This is a genomic window from Synechocystis sp. CACIAM 05 (assembly GCF_010222815.1).
Classification (GTDB): domain Bacteria; phylum Cyanobacteriota; class Cyanobacteriia; order Cyanobacteriales; family Microcystaceae; genus Synechocystis.
Map to the genome: position 1 here is coordinate 1,520,355 of NZ_CP019225.1, position 16,441 is coordinate 1,536,795.

17 protein-coding genes are annotated in these 16,441 nt (G+C 47.7%); 11 read left to right on the forward strand and 6 right to left on the reverse strand.

All coding sequences use genetic code 11. The features are described 5' to 3' along the window. The first annotated feature begins 20 nt into the window (after positions 1–20). The 7 genes from hoxF (at position 21) to BWK47_RS07320 (ending at position 5,976) form a co-directional block, all read left to right on the forward strand. Positions 21–1,622 (forward strand): bidirectional NAD-reducing hydrogenase diaphorase subunit HoxF, encoded by a 1,602-nt coding sequence (gene hoxF, locus BWK47_RS07290; RefSeq protein WP_162328144.1) that lies wholly within the window; start codon positions 21–23, stop codon positions 1,620–1,622. A gap of 40 nt (positions 1,623–1,662) precedes the next feature. Next, positions 1,663–2,301 (forward strand): Uma2 family endonuclease, encoded by a 639-nt coding sequence (locus BWK47_RS07295; protein ID WP_162328145.1) that lies wholly within the window; start codon positions 1,663–1,665, stop codon positions 2,299–2,301. An 87-nt stretch (positions 2,302–2,388) separates the two neighbouring features. Then, complete coding sequence (gene hoxU, locus BWK47_RS07300; RefSeq protein WP_162328146.1) at positions 2,389–3,105, forward strand: bidirectional hydrogenase complex protein HoxU; 717 nt, start codon at positions 2,389–2,391, stop codon at positions 3,103–3,105. A gap of 45 nt (positions 3,106–3,150) precedes the next feature. Beyond that, positions 3,151–3,699, forward strand: a complete 549-nt coding sequence (locus tag BWK47_RS07305; protein WP_162328147.1) for an oxidoreductase — start codon at positions 3,151–3,153, stop codon at positions 3,697–3,699. A gap of 50 nt (positions 3,700–3,749) precedes the next feature. Beyond that, entirely contained in the window at positions 3,750–4,004 is a 255-nt protein-coding gene (locus BWK47_RS07310) for a hypothetical protein (protein ID WP_162328148.1), read from the forward strand. Between the two features lie 8 nt (positions 4,005–4,012). Then, positions 4,013–4,462, forward strand: a complete 450-nt coding sequence (locus tag BWK47_RS07315; protein WP_162328149.1) for a type II toxin-antitoxin system VapC family toxin — start codon at positions 4,013–4,015, stop codon at positions 4,460–4,462. Positions 4,463–4,551: 89 nt separating this feature from the next. Beyond that, complete coding sequence (locus BWK47_RS07320) at positions 4,552–5,976, forward strand: Ni/Fe hydrogenase subunit alpha (protein ID WP_162328150.1); 1,425 nt, start codon at positions 4,552–4,554, stop codon at positions 5,974–5,976. A gap of 206 nt (positions 5,977–6,182) precedes the next feature. Here BWK47_RS07320 and BWK47_RS07325 read toward each other — a convergent pair whose 3' ends face one another. The 5 genes from BWK47_RS07325 to atpD all read right to left on the reverse strand — a co-directional run bounded on the left by BWK47_RS07325 (position 6,183) and on the right by atpD (position 11,115). Next, a complete protein-coding gene (locus BWK47_RS07325) occupies positions 6,183–7,430 on the reverse strand; it encodes a beta-ketoacyl-ACP synthase (RefSeq protein ID WP_237269921.1) in 1,248 nt (415 codons plus the stop codon). Next, entirely contained in the window at positions 7,405–8,922 is a 1,518-nt protein-coding gene (locus BWK47_RS07330) for a M16 family metallopeptidase (protein ID WP_237269923.1), read from the reverse strand. Before BWK47_RS07330 ends, BWK47_RS07325 begins: the two co-directional genes overlap by 26 nt. Positions 8,923–8,948: 26 nt before the next feature. Next, positions 8,949–9,119 (reverse strand): hypothetical protein, encoded by a 171-nt coding sequence (locus tag BWK47_RS16850; protein WP_204250481.1) that lies wholly within the window; start codon positions 9,117–9,119, stop codon positions 8,949–8,951. After that, positions 9,106–9,516: an ATP synthase F1 subunit epsilon gene (gene atpC, locus BWK47_RS07335; protein WP_162328151.1), complete on the reverse strand. Its 411-nt coding sequence runs from the start codon at positions 9,514–9,516 to the stop codon at positions 9,106–9,108. Before atpC ends, BWK47_RS16850 begins: the two co-directional genes overlap by 14 nt. 147 nt (positions 9,517–9,663) lie before the next feature. After that, positions 9,664–11,115, reverse strand: a complete 1,452-nt coding sequence (atpD, locus tag BWK47_RS07340) for a F0F1 ATP synthase subunit beta (protein WP_010872712.1) — start codon at positions 11,113–11,115, stop codon at positions 9,664–9,666. Between the two features lie 154 nt (positions 11,116–11,269). On the opposite strand from atpD, the gene BWK47_RS07345 reads away from it, so the two are divergent. Further along, complete coding sequence (locus BWK47_RS07345) at positions 11,270–13,249, forward strand: response regulator (protein ID WP_237269925.1); 1,980 nt, start codon at positions 11,270–11,272, stop codon at positions 13,247–13,249. 47 nt (positions 13,250–13,296) lie between these two features. On the opposite strand, the gene BWK47_RS17035 is transcribed toward BWK47_RS07345, so the two are convergent. Further along, complete coding sequence (locus tag BWK47_RS17035; RefSeq protein ID WP_223211387.1) at positions 13,297–13,440, reverse strand: hypothetical protein; 144 nt, start codon at positions 13,438–13,440, stop codon at positions 13,297–13,299. On the opposite strand from BWK47_RS17035, the gene BWK47_RS07350 reads away from it, so the two are divergent. The 3 genes from BWK47_RS07350 to BWK47_RS07360 are packed head-to-tail and all read left to right on the forward strand — an operon-like array spanning position 13,414 to position 16,385. Continuing rightward, on the forward strand, positions 13,414–14,493 hold the full coding sequence (locus BWK47_RS07350; RefSeq protein WP_237269927.1) for a hybrid sensor histidine kinase/response regulator: 1,080 nt from the start codon (positions 13,414–13,416) through the stop codon (positions 14,491–14,493). The two genes, BWK47_RS17035 and BWK47_RS07350, sit on opposite strands and share 27 nt — an antisense overlap. 51 nt (positions 14,494–14,544) lie before the next feature. Next, the gene (locus BWK47_RS07355; protein ID WP_237269929.1) at positions 14,545–15,741 is read left to right on the forward strand and encodes a glycosyltransferase family 4 protein; all 1,197 of its coding nucleotides are present in this window, start codon (positions 14,545–14,547) and stop codon (positions 15,739–15,741) included. Positions 15,742–15,761: 20 nt separating this feature from the next. Then, the gene (locus tag BWK47_RS07360; protein WP_237269931.1) at positions 15,762–16,385 is read left to right on the forward strand and encodes a Uma2 family endonuclease; all 624 of its coding nucleotides are present in this window, start codon (positions 15,762–15,764) and stop codon (positions 16,383–16,385) included. Positions 16,386–16,441 lie beyond the last annotated feature (56 nt).

Here is a 16,441-nt window from a genome sequence, read left to right on the forward strand (position 1 = left end):
TGTTATTGAGCTTAAACCCCATGGACATTAAAGAATTAAAGGAAATTGCCATCAAAAGCCGTGAGAAACAAACAAAAATTCGCATTCGTTGTTGTAGTGCCGCCGGTTGTCTTTCTTCTGAAGGGGAGACGGTGAAAAAAAATCTCACCACGGCGATCGCCGCAGCAGGATTGGAAGAAAAAGTGGAAGTCTGTGGGGTAGGCTGTATGAAGTTTTGTGGCCGGGGTCCCCTGGTGGCGGTGGATGACCGGAACCAACTCTACGAATTTGTTACCCCAGACCAGGTGGGGGATATTGTCAAAAAATTGCAGGAACCCAATGCGGTCCCAGAAACTGGCTTAATCAGTGGCGATCCCCACCATCCTTTCTATGCCCTGCAACGTAATATCGCTTTGGAAAATTCGGGCCGGATTGATCCCGAATCCATTGATGAATACATCGCCCTAGGGGGCTACGAACAGCTTCATAAGGTTATTTATGAAATGACCCCAGAGGAAGTGATCGTGGAAATGAACAAAAGTAGTCTGCGGGGTCGGGGTGGGGGCGGTTATCCCACCGGCTTGAAATGGGCCACGGTGGCCAAAATGCCCGGCCAGCAAAAATATGTCATCTGCAATGCTGACGAAGGCGATCCCGGTGCTTTCATGGACCGCAGTGTGCTGGAAAGTGATCCCCATCGCATCCTCGAAGGTATGGCGATCGCCGCCTATGCAGTGGGGGCTAACCATGGTTACATTTACGTGCGGGCAGAATATCCCCTTGCTATCCAACGACTGCAAAAAGCGATCCAACAGGCTAAACGTTATGGTCTGATGGGCACACAAATTTTTGACTCTCCCATTGATTTCAAGATTGATATACGAGTGGGAGCCGGTGCCTTTGTCTGCGGTGAAGAAACTGCTCTCATTGCCTCTGTGGAAGGAAAACGGGGAACGCCCCGACCAAGACCACCCTATCCAGCCCAATCGGGTTTGTGGCAAAGTCCCACCCTGATTAACAATGTGGAAACCTACGCCAACGTTGTACCCATCATTCGGGAAGGAGGAGATTGGTATGGCTCCATTGGTACGGAAAAAAGTAAAGGCACCAAGGTTTTTGCCCTCACAGGAAAAGTGGAAAACGCTGGTCTGATTGAAGTGCCCATGGGAACCACCGTGCGACAAGTGGTGGAGGAAATGGGGGGCGGTGTACCCAATGGTGGCCAAGTCAAAGCAGTGCAAACTGGGGGACCTTCCGGAGGCTGTATCCCCGCCGATAAATTAGATACTCCCATCGAATATGACACCCTATTAGCCCTGGGCACCATGATGGGTTCCGGGGGCATGATTGTCATGGATGAAAGCACCAATATGGTGGACGTGGCCCAGTTTTATATGGATTTTTGCAGATCGGAATCCTGTGGCAAATGTATTCCCTGCCGAGCTGGAACGGTGCAGCTTTATGACCTTTTAACCAGATTTTTAGAAGGGGAAGCCACCCAAGAGGACTTGATCAAACTAGAAAATCTTTGCCATATGGTTAAGGAAACTAGCCTTTGTGGATTGGGGATGAGTGCGCCTAATCCAGTAATAAGTACCCTGCGCTATTTTCGCCATGAATATGAAGAATTACTCAAAGTCTAGTTCGGTAGTTTATCCACTCAGTTACCCTTTCTAAAACGCCATGAATGTTTTAACTGCTCCCATCAAAAGTGACACTTGGACTAAAGCCACCTGGGAAGAATTTATCCAGGCTACTGAAAATCCCGATTATGACAAAGCAAAGTTCTACTACTATCAAAACCAGTTGAGAATTGAAATGTCTCCTATCGGCAATGACCATGCCCACGATCACTCTACTATCCTAGGAGGAATTCACCTTTACCTAGCTACCCATGACTTGAATGTGGCGATTAAGGATAACTGTAGTTACCGTAAAGCCGATAAACAGGAAGCCCAACCGGATATTTCTTGCTATGTTGGCAATAACGCAGATGTAATCCCTTCTGGTACAAGTATCATCAGTCTGGATGAATTTCCCCCCCCCGATTTAGTCATTGAAATTGCCAATACATCCCTGGCAGATGATCAAGGGAAAAAACGACTGCTCTACGAGGAGTTGGGGGTTAAGGAATATTGGATTGTCAATGTCAAAGATTTTACTGTTACCGCTTTCAGAGTCCATGGACAAGGCAGTTATAGAATTCATATCTCCCAGGTGTTAGAGGGTTTACAGTTATCTCTTTTCGAAGAGGCTTTAAAAATGGGTAGAGAAACTAGTCATACCCAGGCGGCGAAGTGGCTACTAAGTCAATTTAGTTAGTTTATCTAAACAATTATGACTCTTAGTTAATCCACTGATCAGATTGTTATTTTCACTCTACTTAGTCACTGAGGATTTTTAAACGTTATGTCCGTTGTTACCCTAACCATTGATGATAAGGCGATCGCCATTGAAGAAGGGGCAAGTATTTTGCAAGCGGCTAAAGAAGCAGGGGTTCCCATTCCCACCCTTTGTCATTTAGAAGGGATTTCGGAAGCGGCAGCCTGTCGTTTGTGCATGGTGGAAGTGGAAGGTACCAATAAATTAATGCCCGCCTGCGTTACCGCTGTGAGCGAAGAAATGGTAGTCCACACCAACACAGAAAAATTGCAAGATTACCGACGTATGACAGTGGAATTACTTTTTTCCGAAGGCAATCATGTCTGTGCCATTTGTGTGGCTAACGGCAACTGTGAATTGCAAGATATGGCCATTACGGTGGGTATGGATCACAGCCGATTTAAATATCAATTTCCCAAGCGAGAAGTGGATTTATCCCATCCCATGTTTGGCATTGATCATAACCGTTGTATTCTCTGTACCCGTTGTGTGCGAGTTTGCGATGAAATTGAGGGAGCCCACGTTTGGGATGTGGCTTACCGGGGCGCAGAATGCAAAATTGTTTCCGGTTTAAATCAGCCCTGGGGCACAGTTGATGCCTGTACTTCCTGTGGCAAATGTGTGGATGCCTGTCCCACTGGTTCTATCTTCCATAAAGGAGAAACCACTGCTGAAAAAATTGGCGATCGCCGTAAGGTGGAGTTTTTAGCCACTGCCCGCAAAGAAAAGGAATGGGTCAGGTAGGTTGAACTTTTAAGAACTTTTAACATCATTTCTAAACTTTTAATCATGGCTAAAATTCGTTTTGCTACCGTTTGGCTCGCTGGTTGTTCCGGCTGTCATATGTCCTTCCTTGATATGGACGAATGGCTCATTGATCTCGCTCAAAAAGTTGATGTGGTTTTCAGTCCCGTTGGTTCTGATCTCAAGGAATACCCGGACAATGTGGATGTTTGCCTAGTTGAAGGGGCGATCGCCAACGAAGAAAATTTAGAGTTAGCTTTGGAGTTGAGACAGAAAACGAAGGTAGTAATTTCCTTTGGGGACTGTGCTGTAACCGCTAACGTCCCCGGTATGCGCAATATGCTCAAAGGTAGCGATCCGGTTCTGCGCCGAGCCTATATTGAACTGGGAGATGGCACACCTCAACTCCCCAATGAACCTGGTATTGTGCCGCCCCTATTGGACAAAGTTATTCCCCTACATGAGGTTATTCCAGTGGATATTTTTATGCCCGGTTGTCCCCCCGATGCCCACCGCATTCGAGCAACTTTAGAACCATTACTAAATGGAGAACATCCCCTCATGGAAGGGCGAGCAATGATCAAATTTGGTTAAAATCAGGTTTTCTCAACCTTTTCCAAAATAGCTATTTAGGAGATTTAAAAGTGAATACTCAATTAGTAGAATCCTTGGTTCAAATAATTCAGAGTCTTTCCCCAGAGGAACAGCAGTTACTGCAAGCTAGCCTGGAACAAAAAAATAGTAATTGGCAAGAAGTTTTGGGGAAAATTGAGGCTAATCGCCAGAAAATTTATGCTTCTCGTCAGGGAAAACCTTTTGATATTTCTATGGATGAAATTGTCGAAGAAATGCGGGAAGAAAGAACTCAAGATATTCTACAAGCCTGTTTTGAAAAGTAATCTTTGATATGGTCAACCAAAACTCTTTCACAATTTGCATCGATTCAAACTTTATCGTCCGACTTCTTGTTGGTTATTATGAAGAAACTATCTATCTTGAAATGTGGACTGAATGGCGTAATGCAAATACTAAAATTATTGCTCCTGATCTAATCAATTACGAAATAACTAATGTTTTATGGCGTTTAAGTAAGACTAATCAGATTACCTATACCCAAGCCAAAATTGCTCTTACAGAAAGTTTTAATCTTGGTATTGAACTGCATTCACACTCAGAACTGCATCAGGATGCTTTGGCGATCGCCGAAAAATTTAAATTGCCGGCCGCCTATGATGCCCATTATTTAGCTTTAGCAGAAAAAATGCAGATAGATTTTTATACCTGTGACAAAAAATTGTTTAATTCCATACAACAAAATTTCCCTAGAATAAAATCAGTTAATGCTAATAGTAGTTAATTTTATTTAGATTCTTAGAGATTGATTAGAAAACTTAACTTGCTATATCTACTGCTCAGAAAATATCCGAATCAACAATAATTAATCCCATGTCTAAAACCATTGTTATTGATCCTGTTACCCGCATTGAAGGCCACGCCAAAATCTCCATTTTCCTCAACGACCAAGGCAACGTAGATGATGTCCGCTTCCATGTGGTGGAATATCGGGGTTTTGAAAAATTTTGCGAAGGTCGTCCCATGTGGGAAATGGCTGGTATTACCGCCCGTATTTGCGGCATTTGTCCGGTTAGCCATCTGCTCTGTGCGGCTAAAACCGGGGATAAGTTACTGGCGGTGCAAATCCCTCCAGCCGGGGAAAAACTGCGCCGTTTAATGAATTTAGGGCAAATTACCCAATCCCACGCCCTAAGTTTTTTCCATCTCAGCAGTCCTGATTTTCTGCTTGGTTGGGACAGTGATCCCGCTACTCGCAATGTGTTTGGTTTAATTGCTGCTGACCCCGATTTAGCTAGGGCAGGTATTCGGTTACGGCAATTTGGCCAAACGGTAATTGAACTTTTGGGAGCTAAAAAAATCCACTCGGCTTGGTCTGTGCCCGGAGGAGTTCGATCGCCATTATCTGAAGAAGGAAGGCAATGGATTGTGGATCGCTTACCAGAAGCAAAAGAAACCGTTTATTTAGCCTTAAATTTGTTTAAAAATATGTTGGACCGCTTCCAAACAGAAGTGGCAGAATTTGGCAAATTTCCCTCCCTGTTTATGGGGTTAGTGGGCAAAAATAATGAATGGGAACATTATGGCGGTTCCCTGCGATTTACCGACAGTGAAGGCAATATTGTAGCGGACAATCTCAGTGAAGATAATTACGCTGATTTTATTGGTGAATCGGTGGAAAAATGGTCCTATTTAAAATTTCCCTACTACAAACCCCTGGGTTATCCCGATGGCATTTATCGGGTTGGTCCCCTTGCCCGCCTTAATGTTTGTCATCACATTGGCACCCCGGAAGCAGACCAAGAATTAGAAGAATATCGGCAACGGGCTGGAGGTGTGGCCACGTCCTCTTTCTTTTATCATTACGCCCGCTTGGTGGAAATTCTTGCCTGTTTAGAAGCCATCGAATTGTTAATGGCTGACCCTGATATTTTGTCCAAAAATTGTCGAGCTAAGGCAGAAATTAATTGTACCGAAGCGGTGGGAGTGAGCGAAGCACCCCGGGGTACTTTATTCCACCATTACAAGATAGATGAAGATGGTCTAATTAAGAAAGTGAATTTGATCATTGCCACGGGCAACAATAACTTAGCCATGAATAAAACCGTGGCCCAAATTGCCAAACACTACATTCGCAATCATGATGTGCAAGAAGGGTTTTTAAACCGGGTGGAAGCGGGTATTCGTTGTTATGATCCTTGCCTTAGTTGTTCTACCCATGCAGCGGGACAAATGCCATTGATGATCGATTTAGTTAACCCTCAGGGGGAACTAATTAAGTCCATCCAGCGGGATTAAACAAAAAACATTCAGACGGTCAAAAAAATACCCCGGCATCACCGAGGGCATATCTAGGAGAACTCAATGTCAATGGAAGGTACCGAAACCCCTAGAACCCGTGCCCTTAATAGTTCATGCAAAGGAATTCTGTCGGGTTTCCATAGCCTTATCTTTTTTATAGTAAACATAATGTTAATTTTTGTCAACGAGACTTGACGGCCGGTTCATTTTGTTGGTATTGGTGCGTGTCCCACGGCGATCGCCCCATTCTGGCCGCCAAAGCCAAAACTGAGGCAGAGACCATAGTTTAAAGGGCTAGTTGCTGGCTGAACTGATTCAATGCCGACAAAGTTGAGGGGAAATTCAGGTTCTTTCAAACCAACACAGGGAGGTAATTGTTGCTGATAAAGGCTCAGTAAGGTTAAAGCTACGGCGATCGCCCCGGAAGCACCCAGGGTATGGCCAGTGGCCCCCTTGCTGGAAGTAATGAGAGGATTTTGAGGAAAAAGAGTTTGGATTAAAGCGGCCTCCCGTTGATCGTTGAAAAGAGTGCCGGTGCCGTGGGGATGAATCAAGTCAATTTTCTCTGGGGTTAAACCACTGCGGGTGAGGCAATGCTTGACGGCTTGCTGGGCACTGTGGTTATCAAAGGCAGGAGTACTACGATGGAGTGCATCACAACTAAAACCCCAACCCAAAATTTCACCGTAAATTCTGGCTTTTCTCTTCTGGGCTAATTCCCGGGTTTCCAACACTAACAAAGCTCCCCCTTCCCCCAACACTAAACCCCGGCGTTGGCGATCGAAGGGATAACATCCATCCGGTGCTAGCGTGGCCATTTTGCTAAAACCAGCCAGTGTGAGCGGTGTAATGGGGGCTTCCACTGCTCCGGCCAACACCCGTTGGCAATGGCCTGTTCTAATTAACTCCACTCCCTGGGCGATCGACCATAACCCAGTGGCACAGGCGGCCATGGGGCATTGCATCACCGTTACTTCCGGTAGAAGTTGGGCAGCTAAACGGGCGGCCTGATCAGGTAAAGTCTGCCACCAATCCACAAGCTCAAAGTTGGGGGCCACCGGAGGCTTAATGTTGCAGCCAACCCAATCTTCCCAATGGCATTGGCTAGCCCGACTAGAACCGATCGCCACTCCCCAGGGTTCTTCAGCGGGATCAAGTTGGGCATCATCAATGGCGGCCTGCACCAATGGCGGAACCAATTGCCCTGGGGAACGGGGATAATTTTCCTGTAATGCCAAGGGTAGAGGTGGCAAGTTAGTAAAGAGTTGCTTAAGATTGATGGCCGTTTTTCCTTCTAGCAACTTTGCCCAGGTTTGTAATTGATCTCCCAGGGCAGTGTCCAGGGCTAGCCCAGTGACCACCACTCCCATGGCCGGAGCCCCTATTGAATCGGTTTTTTGTTTCCTCCGCCCGTCCATGGCCCGATTAACTACTAGCTTCGGGAATGGCAATTTCCAACATTTGCACCCGCCGGTCTAGGGCTTCCAATTCATCCTTTAGGCGATCGCCTTGCCCCACAATCACCGCAATCATCTGTTCGGGCTGGAGATACTTCGCCGCTACCCGTTGCACATCCTGTACCGTGGTGTCCATCACCGCCTGTTGGTAAGTGAAAATAAAATCCTCTGGATAACCGTAATACTCGTAGGTCATCAAACGGGAAAGGGTTTGCCCCGGCCTTTCAAAATTAAAAACAAAGGAATTTAAAATTGAATCTTTGGCATAGGTCAATTCCTCAGCGGTTACTTCAGTGATGCGTAACTTTTCAAACTCCCGTAACAGGGATTGGAGAAATTGCACCGTGGTTTCCGTGCGGGTAGGGCCCCCAGCCAGAAAGTAACCGGGATAATCATAGGCAGCCTGCCAACTACCGGAAACACTATAGGCCAAGCCCTGGGTGGAGCGGATATTGTTAAATAACCGGCCTGCAAAACCCCCCAGTACCCCATTCATCACCGACAGGGCAGCGTAATCCGGGCTGTCCACCATGCCACCAATTTGTCCCAAAAGAACATTGCTTTGGGTAACGTGGGGCAAATTAACTAAAAAAACTTCACTGTCGTTAACTTGGCTAGCGCTGGGGGGAGTCAACCGGGGAGCAGCTCCCGACCCTTGCCAATTAACAAACCTTTCCGCAATGGTTTGCTTGATGGTTTCGCTGTCAAAGTCCCCCACAATGCCCAAAATCATCTGGTCTGGACGGACGTAGCGCCGATGAAAATCAATAATGGCCTGGCGGTCAATATTGGCTAAGGTTTGGTACTCCACCGTGCGGGCATAGGGGCTGGTGGGGCCGTAAAGCATTTTACTAAATTCCCGGCTGGCAATATCCCCAGGGTCATCGTTACGCCGGGCAATGGCTCCCCGCAGTTGGTTTTTAGCCAGGGAAATCTGGGCTTCATCAAAGGCTGGGGTTTGGAGAACTTGGGCAAATAGGTCAAAGACTAGGTCAAAGTCCTTACTCAAGGAGGAAAAACTAGCAGAACCGGAAGAGGTGCCAATGCTAGTTTCAATGGCGGCGGCCTTTTGCTCCAATAAATTATTCAGTTGGGCTGGGGAGTTTTGTTCTGTTCCCCCCAAACGCATGGTGGTGCCCGTCAACTGGGCTAGCCCCACCTGATCCGCCGGTTCCCAACGGGATCCTGCTCGCATCACCACCGATCCCGACACCAGGGGCAGTCTCCGGTCAGGCATTAGATAAACCACCAAACCGTTGGGCAGAGTGTAACGTTCGTATTCCGGCAGGTTAATTTCCGGCAAGGGGGCAAACGTCAACTGATCATGGGTTTTGGGTTGGTTCCCCAGATCCCTGGCAATGGCCGGAGTTAAATAAACATTGCTAAAAACGGCGATCGCCATCACCAAGGTGGCCACCAAGACGAACCGTTGCCAGGGCTTAGCGTTGGGGGCCACTGTTGGGGAAGTTTTCCAAGGTTTTTTCATAGGGCAAACAAGGCGATCGGGTATCCCTAGTCCCCATGGGCTACTGGGACTGGGGCGGAAGCAAAAACGGTTACTAGTGCCAAGGCAAAAGCCTCCCCAATGCTAACAGTGCTCAACACCGGGAAGACTTTGGTTAACCAAGCTGGGTTGGGCCATGGTGCTGACCAACGACAACCGTCCCGACTAGACGGCGCCACCGGCCGCCTGCAGGCGAGCCCGAGCTTTTTTGTAATTGTTAGAAGCTTTAAGTTGGTTGGGTTTATCTTCCCCCCGGTTGGCCTCTTCTAAAGCCCCCTGGGCTTCCGTGTAGGCTTGGCGGGCCGATTCAGCATCAATGTTGGTGCCCAATTCAGCGCCGTTGACCAATACCTTGACTTCATTATTTTCTACCTCAGCAAAACCCCCCATGACGGCAATATTCTGCCAGTCCTTACCGGGGCGCACCCGCATCACGCCAATTTCCAAAGCGGTGAGCAGGGGAGCATGGTTACTGAGGATACCCAGTTGGCCGGTGGTGCTGGGGAGAATGAGTTCCTGTACTTCCTCATCCCAAACCACCTTATCCGGTGTGATTACCCGTACTGTTAACGTCATTTTTAGGAATTTCCCTTTGATAGCGTTTCTATGCAAACAACTGGCGATCGCCGGCCAGGGAGAAGGGGGACACTAAGCAATGGTCATCCTAGAAAACCACCGTTGTTCCCCCTAACTATTTCCTAACCTAGACCCCAGGCGATTAACTTAACCTTCTTTGAGCTTGGCACCTTTGGCCTTAGCTTCTTCAATGTCTCCCACCAGATAGAAAGCTTGCTCCGGTAAATCATCCAATTCACCAGCCAAAATCGCTTTGAAACCTTTGATGGTGTCAGCTAGGGAAACGTACTTGCCGGGGGCACCGGTAAATACTTCAGCGACGAAGAAGGGTTGGGAAAGAAAACGCTCAATTTTCCGAGCCCGATCTACGGTCAAACGGTCTTCCTCAGACAATTCATCCAAGCCGAGAATGGCAATAATATCCTGCAATTCTTTGTAGCGTTGCAGGGTAGATTGCACTTCCCGAGCGGTGTCGTAATGCTCTGACCCAACGATGGAGGGCTGGAGCATGGTGCTGGTGGAATCCAGGGGATCCACAGCAGGGTAAATACCTTTAGCTGCCAAGCCCCGAGAAAGTACTGTGGTACCATCCAAGTGAGCAAATGTGGTGGCGGGAGCGGGATCGGTTAAGTCGTCCGCCGGTACATACACCGCCTGAATGGAGGTGATGGAACCTTCCTTGGTGGAGGTAATCCGCTCTTGCAAATCCCCAACGTCCGTGCCCAAAGTGGGCTGGTAACCTACCGCAGAGGGCATCCGCCCTAACAGAGCCGATACTTCCGAACCAGCTTGGACGAAACGGAAAATGTTGTCGATGAAGAGCAATACGTCTTGTTTGTTCACATCCCGGAAATATTCCGCCATGGTGAGGGCGGTTAGACCCACCCGCATCCGAGCCCCGGGGGGTTCGTTCATTTGACCGTACACCAGAGCGATTTTGGACTCTTCCGGTTTGTCGGCGTTAATTACGTTGGATTCGATCATTTCGTTGTAGAGGTCATTCCCTTCCCGGGTCCGTTCCCCTACGCCACCAAACACAGATACACCACCATGTTGGATGGCGATGTTGTTGATCAATTCCATCATGATTACGGTTTTGCCCACACCGGCACCACCGAAGAGACCGATTTTGCCACCCTGACGGTAGGGAGTAAGCAGGTCAATTACCTTAATACCTGTTTCAAATACTTGGGGCTTGGTTTCCAAATCCACCAATTTAGGAGCGGGACGGTGAATGGGGAAAGTTTCACCAGCGGGCACGGGGCCTTTGTTGTCAACAGGCTCACCAAGAACGTTAAAAATACGACCCAGGGTGCCGGTGCCGACGGGAACGCTGATGGGGGCCCCGGTGTCTACCACGTCCATGCCCCGGACGAGGCCATCGGTGGAACTCATGGCGACGGCCCGCACTTGGTTGTCGCCGAGAAGCTGCTGCACTTCACAGGTAACAGCTACTTCGTTACCAGCAGAATTTCTGCCTTGGACTTTAAGGGCATTATAAATACGGGGCAATTTACCACTGGGGAACTGGGCGTCAATTACAGGCCCGATGACCTGGGTAATTTTGCCAACGTTAGTTGCTTCTTTTACGGCTACCATGCTGATTGTCTAGGAATTTGTTTATAGTTAGACTACAGGATTACTGTTGAGTTTTGGTCAAATTTGCCATCTTTAAGGGTATCACTTTGGGGCTGTCCCCAACTGGTGGGATGGTGCAAATCCTAGGGTGAGAGGCGATCGCCGGGGGGAGGTTTTGGAGCCAAAATTGGAACGGGAAGATTGTCTGCGGGCAATTACGAGAACTTTGCTGGAAAAGGACTGGGCCACAGCGGTGCGTTTTGCCATAGAGCAACTGGGGCTGTTGTTTGGCTGTCAGCGGGTCCATGTGATTTACCACGACCCGGCCAAGGACTGTTTACAGATGGCGGAAGAATGGTGTGCTGTGGGTATTGCCCCCCGGTTATCGACGTTTCAAGGGGTACCGGTGGCCACCTATCCCTGGATCTGGGCCAATTTGCAGGATAGCGAAGGCGTTTTGGTGAGGGATGTGGAGCAAATGCCGCCAGAAGCTGAGATGGATAAGGTCTCCCTGCAATTTGACCTGGTGAAATCCATCCTAGTGGTGCCCATGGTTAAGGATGCCCAGGTGTTGGGCTACATCAGCATGGTTCATCTCCATGACAACTATGGCTGGAACCCAGAGGAATTGAACCTGGCCAAGCTGGTGGGTCAATTTTTGGCGATCGCCCAGGCCCGACACCAAGCGGAGACAACCCTGACCCAAGCTAAGGAAGCGGCGGATGCGGCCAATCGCGCTAAAACCGAATTTTTGGCCAGTATTAGCCATGAATTACGCACTCCCCTCAACGCCATTATTGGCTTTAGTCAACTGTTGCATCGGGATCCCAGTTTGGCTCCCCACCGTCCCACCTTAGATATCATCAACCGGAGCGGTGAGCACTTATTAGAGCTAATTAACGACATTTTGGAAATGTCCAAAATTGAGGCAGGGCGCACCACCCTCAATGAAAAAACCATTGATTGCCATCGTTTATTGGATAATCTCCAGGCTCTTTTCCAACTAAGGGCCCAGGAAAAACAACTCCTCCTTAAAGTGGAGCGATCACCAGAGGTGCCCGAATGGATTAAGACTGACGGGGGCAAGTTGCGGCAGGTGTTGATTAATTTGTTGGCCAATGCCATTAAGTTTACTGCCCAGGGCGGTGTCACCCTCAAGGTTAAATGCCTGACCGCTCCCCAGACTGATGAAGGTCAAGGAGCATCCATCTGGCTTCATTTTTTAGTGTCGGATACGGGGGCGGGCATTGCTGCCCATGAAATGGATGAACTGTTTGTACCCTTTGCCCAGACAGAAACGGGGCTTAAGTCTTGTCAGGGGAATGGTTTAGGGCTGCCCATTAGCCAAAAATTTGTTCAGTTGATGGGGGGACAAATTCAAGTCAGGAGCAAGGTCGATCAAGGTAGTGCTTTCTTTTTTGCCATTCCAGTGCAGGTGATGGCGGCCCCCAAGCCAACCCCGGAAACTTCAGCGGTTACCCTGCCGCCGTTAGATCAGTACAATCAAAAAGTTCTTGTGGTGGATGATCGCCCGGAAAGTCGGTTACTACTGCGCCAATTACTCACTAGTCTGGGCTTTGTTGTCCAAGAAGCGGAAAACGGAGAAATGGCGATCGCCCTGTGGGAAAGTTGGCATCCCCAGGTAATTTTGATGGATATGCAAATGCCAGTGCTGGATGGTCGGAGCACTACTCAAAAAATTAAAGCCAGCCCCCAAGGTCAACATACGATCATTATTGCCCTCACCGCCAGTGCTTTTGAAGGGGAACGGGCCGAAATTCTTAGCGCCGGCTGTGACGACTTTTTAAGTAAGCCCTTCCGCCCCGAAGAATTGATTGCCCTTCTAGCCAAACACCTGGCCGTGGCTTTACCTTCCCAGGGGCAACCACCGGCTTCCCCTCTCCGGCCATTTCCTGTGATAACGGCTCCGTCCCTATCAGAACAATTGGCTAAAACTCCCCAGTCCTGGCGACAAAAGATGGCAAAAATGGCTTTAGAATGCAATGACGATGACCTGATTACCTTGGTTGAGTCCCTGCCGACCTTGTCCCCATCCTTAGCTCATCTATTGGCCACCTGGGCCAGGGAATATCGTTTTGAGCAGATTTTCCTAGTGGTTGAATCCAGTTTTGGGGCGGTGACCCTAGCGGGGTAACCCAATTAATTGCTCCCAACTGTACTAACAGGTGTTGAAAATTCAGTTCAACTTCTACTTTTACTCAACTTTTCTTCCCCCTCCACCAATTCCCGCAGGCGATCGCCATGGGCCCGGACTGTAAAACCCTTTTTATCGTCGATGACACCCCGGACAATGTACGTTTGCTGGCCAACCTTTTGTCCGCCCATGGTTACCGAATCCGTAAAGCATTGGATGCTAATTTTGCCCTCAAAAGTATTGAGCAGTCCCCGCCGGACTTGATTTTGCTAGACGTTAACATGCCCACCATGAACGGCTATGAAATGTGTGCCCGGCTAAAGTCCAATCCACACACCCAAGAAATTCCAATTATCTTTATCAGTGCCCTGGATAATGTGCTTGATAAAGTCAAAGCCTTTAACCTGGGGGGAGCGGATTACATCACTAAGCCATTTCAAATGGAAGAAGTGCTGGCCCGCATTGAACACCAACTGCTACTACAACAACAAAAACATCAACTACGGGCAGAAATCCAAGAACGGAAGCGGGCGGAACAATCCCTGGAGGTTTCCCTACGGGTGGTGTCCCACGATCTCCGTAATCCTGTGTTGGGGTTATCTATGGTGCTCAATAACTGCCTTAAACGGGCCGATCCAGATCAAACGGAACTTTCCCTGCCCCGCCAAACCCTAGAGCAGATGGCCCGTAGTTGTGAACGTCAATTAGCCTTGATCAATTCCCTGGTGGAAAGCCAGCATTGGGAACAACAGGGGGTTCCCTTAGTGTTGCGACGCCTTGATCTGGGCACCCTAGTGAGGGATTTTGCGGAGGAATGGTCGTTGGGGTTGGGGGAGCAGGAAGTAACTCTTAATTTAAATCTGGGGGAAAATTTACCCGCAATCATGGGAGATGCCAACTTTATTTGGCGGGTGCTGGAAAATTTATTGGCCAATAGCCTGAAATACAATCCTTTACCCCGGCCCCAACCGTTGAGCATTACCATTACGGTTACCGCCATAGACCAAACCCTAACCTGTCGGGTCAAAGATAATGGTGTGGGTGTGGATCTGGCCATCGCTGACCGAGTTTTTGAACGTTATCAGCGCGGCGATCGGGAGAACAATCCCCTGGGGCTGGGCTTAGGACTATACGTTTGCAAGCTCATTGTCGAGGCCCACGGTGGCCAAATTGGTCTCAATACTGCGGTTAGTAGGGGGGCAGAGATTTACTTTACCCTCCCCCTGGAAAAAGATTGTGCTTAAAATTTTGACATTTGCTAAGTATTGATCAACAGTGAGCAAAATTAATTGGTGATGCTAAAAGTTTGTGTGGATGCTACAGCAATACGGGGCCAATTGAGTGGTATCGGTTTTTATAATCTCAGTCTGCTGCGAGCCCTTAATGAACTACAACATAGCCAACAATTTCAAGGGCAATTTTCTCTACAAATTTATTATCAGCCTGGCTTAAAAGATTGGTGCCAAGGAAATTGGCAAAAAAAACATCATCTGGCCGAATTCACCGATTGTACTTGTTTGCCGTTGCCAGTTACCCTGAGCGATCGCCTAGTTAATTTTCCCAATCCCATTTTGAATTTATTGGAGAAGCGTCTAGACAAACCGGATCTTATCCATGGCATTGACCATTATATTTTTCCTAGCCAAAAAGCCATCAATTTATTAACAATTCACGATCTAACTTTTCTCAAATTTCCCGAATTCGTTCCGCCCATTGTGCAACGTTACCACCAAAGAATTTTGCGTTGTTTGCCCTTTGCCCAGGGAATTTTAACCTTTGCAGAGAGTACAAAACGGGAAATTAACGAATATTACCAGTTTCCCCTAGAACGAATTTTTGTTACTCCCCAAGCTAGTCGTTACCGGGGTTCACAGTTATCCACAGAGCCAAGTTCTCCAAAAAATAAATTCATAAATGAGTCATTGTTAGCCACCATTCCCTACAATTTTGCAGTGCCCTATTTTCTTTTTGTCAGCACTCTGGAACCCCGAAAAAATGTGGTTGGCTTGATCGAGGCGTTTAATTTATTTAAGCAATCTAGCCAAGCCCCCCATCAATTGGTGCTTATCGGTCAATTGGGCTGGAAATATGAGCCAATCCTAACGGCGATCGCCAATTCTGCCCATCAAGATCAGATTCATCGTTTGGCCTATGTTCCCAACCAGTGGCTAGGGGAATTTTATCAACGGGCGACCGCTTTTGTTTATCCTTCTTTTTATGAAGGTTTTGGCTTGCCAGTGGTGGAGGCAATGAACTTTGGTTTACCGATAATTACTGCTGAGGCTGGATCTTTGCCGGAAGTGGTGGGAGACAGTGGTGTATTAGTAGATCCCCAAGATACCCAGGCTCTAGCGTTAGCATTGGAAAAAATCGTTAGCGATACGGATTGGCGGGATCACCTAAGGCAAAAAAGTTTAACTAGGTCTAAGGATTTTTCCTGGGAAAACACTGCCCGTAAAACCCTAGAAGTTTATCAGTCTTTAATTGCTTAACCCATGACTACAGAATTAATATGCTGCAAATTGCACCTCCATCGATTAGCTTAAAAGATTTTCTTGATTTGCCAGAAACTAAACCGGCACAAGAATATGTTGAAGGACAAGTTATTCAAAAACCTATGCCCCAAGGAAAACATAGTGTCATTCAAGGAGAATTGGTTGCAGTCATCAATTCATCCCTGAAAAACCGAAAAATTGCTAGGGCGTTTCCCGAATTGTGCTGTACTTTTGGTGGTCGCTCCACTGTGCCGGATTTGTCTGTTTTTGCTTGGTCCAATATTCCCAGGGATACGGATGGTAAAATTGCCAATTTTTTTCCCCTTGCACCTAACTGGGCCATTGAAATTCTTTCTCCAGATCAAAGCCAAACTAGGGTAATTAGAAATATTCTCCATTGTTTGAACCATGGCACCGAAATGGGTTGGCTAATTGATCCTGCTGAGCAAATTATTTTTACCTATATTCCAGGAGAACAGCCCAATATTTTTGACCAAGCGGAGCAAATTTTACCCGTGCCAACCTTTGTTTCCAGTCTACAAATTAATCTTGGCTTAATTTTTGATCTGAAAATGGGTTGCGCATACCCCGCAGCTTGCTGCGATTGGGATAAGCAACCCCAAAGTATTAGAATTCCGTAATGGAACTAAAACGGGCTAGTCATTGCGTGTATCAAATTCGTTACCATATGGTTTTC

Coding starts and splice junctions, on each gene's coding strand:
- hoxF (WP_162328144.1), top strand. CDS start 21: ATGGACATTAAAGAATTAAAGGAAATTGCCATCAAAAGCCGTGAGAAA.
- BWK47_RS07295 (WP_162328145.1), top strand. CDS start 1,663: ATGAATGTTTTAACTGCTCCCATCAAAAGTGACACTTGGACTAAAGCC.
- hoxU (WP_162328146.1), top strand. CDS start 2,389: ATGTCCGTTGTTACCCTAACCATTGATGATAAGGCGATCGCCATTGAA.
- BWK47_RS07305 (WP_162328147.1), top strand. CDS start 3,151: ATGGCTAAAATTCGTTTTGCTACCGTTTGGCTCGCTGGTTGTTCCGGC.
- BWK47_RS07315 (WP_162328149.1), top strand. CDS start 4,013: ATGGTCAACCAAAACTCTTTCACAATTTGCATCGATTCAAACTTTATC.
- BWK47_RS07320 (WP_162328150.1), top strand. CDS start 4,552: ATGTCTAAAACCATTGTTATTGATCCTGTTACCCGCATTGAAGGCCAC.
- BWK47_RS07330 (WP_237269923.1), bottom strand. CDS start 8,922: ATGAAAAAACCTTGGAAAACTTCCCCAACAGTGGCCCCCAACGCTAAG.
- atpC (WP_162328151.1), bottom strand. CDS start 9,516: ATGACGTTAACAGTACGGGTAATCACACCGGATAAGGTGGTTTGGGAT.
- atpD (WP_010872712.1), bottom strand. CDS start 11,115: ATGGTAGCCGTAAAAGAAGCAACTAACGTTGGCAAAATTACCCAGGTC.
- BWK47_RS17035 (WP_223211387.1), bottom strand. CDS start 13,440: ATGGGCGGACAAAAGGTTGGCCAGCAAACGTACATTGTCCGGGGTGTC.
- BWK47_RS07355 (WP_237269929.1), top strand. CDS start 14,545: ATGCTAAAAGTTTGTGTGGATGCTACAGCAATACGGGGCCAATTGAGT.
- BWK47_RS07360 (WP_237269931.1), top strand. CDS start 15,762: ATGCTGCAAATTGCACCTCCATCGATTAGCTTAAAAGATTTTCTTGAT.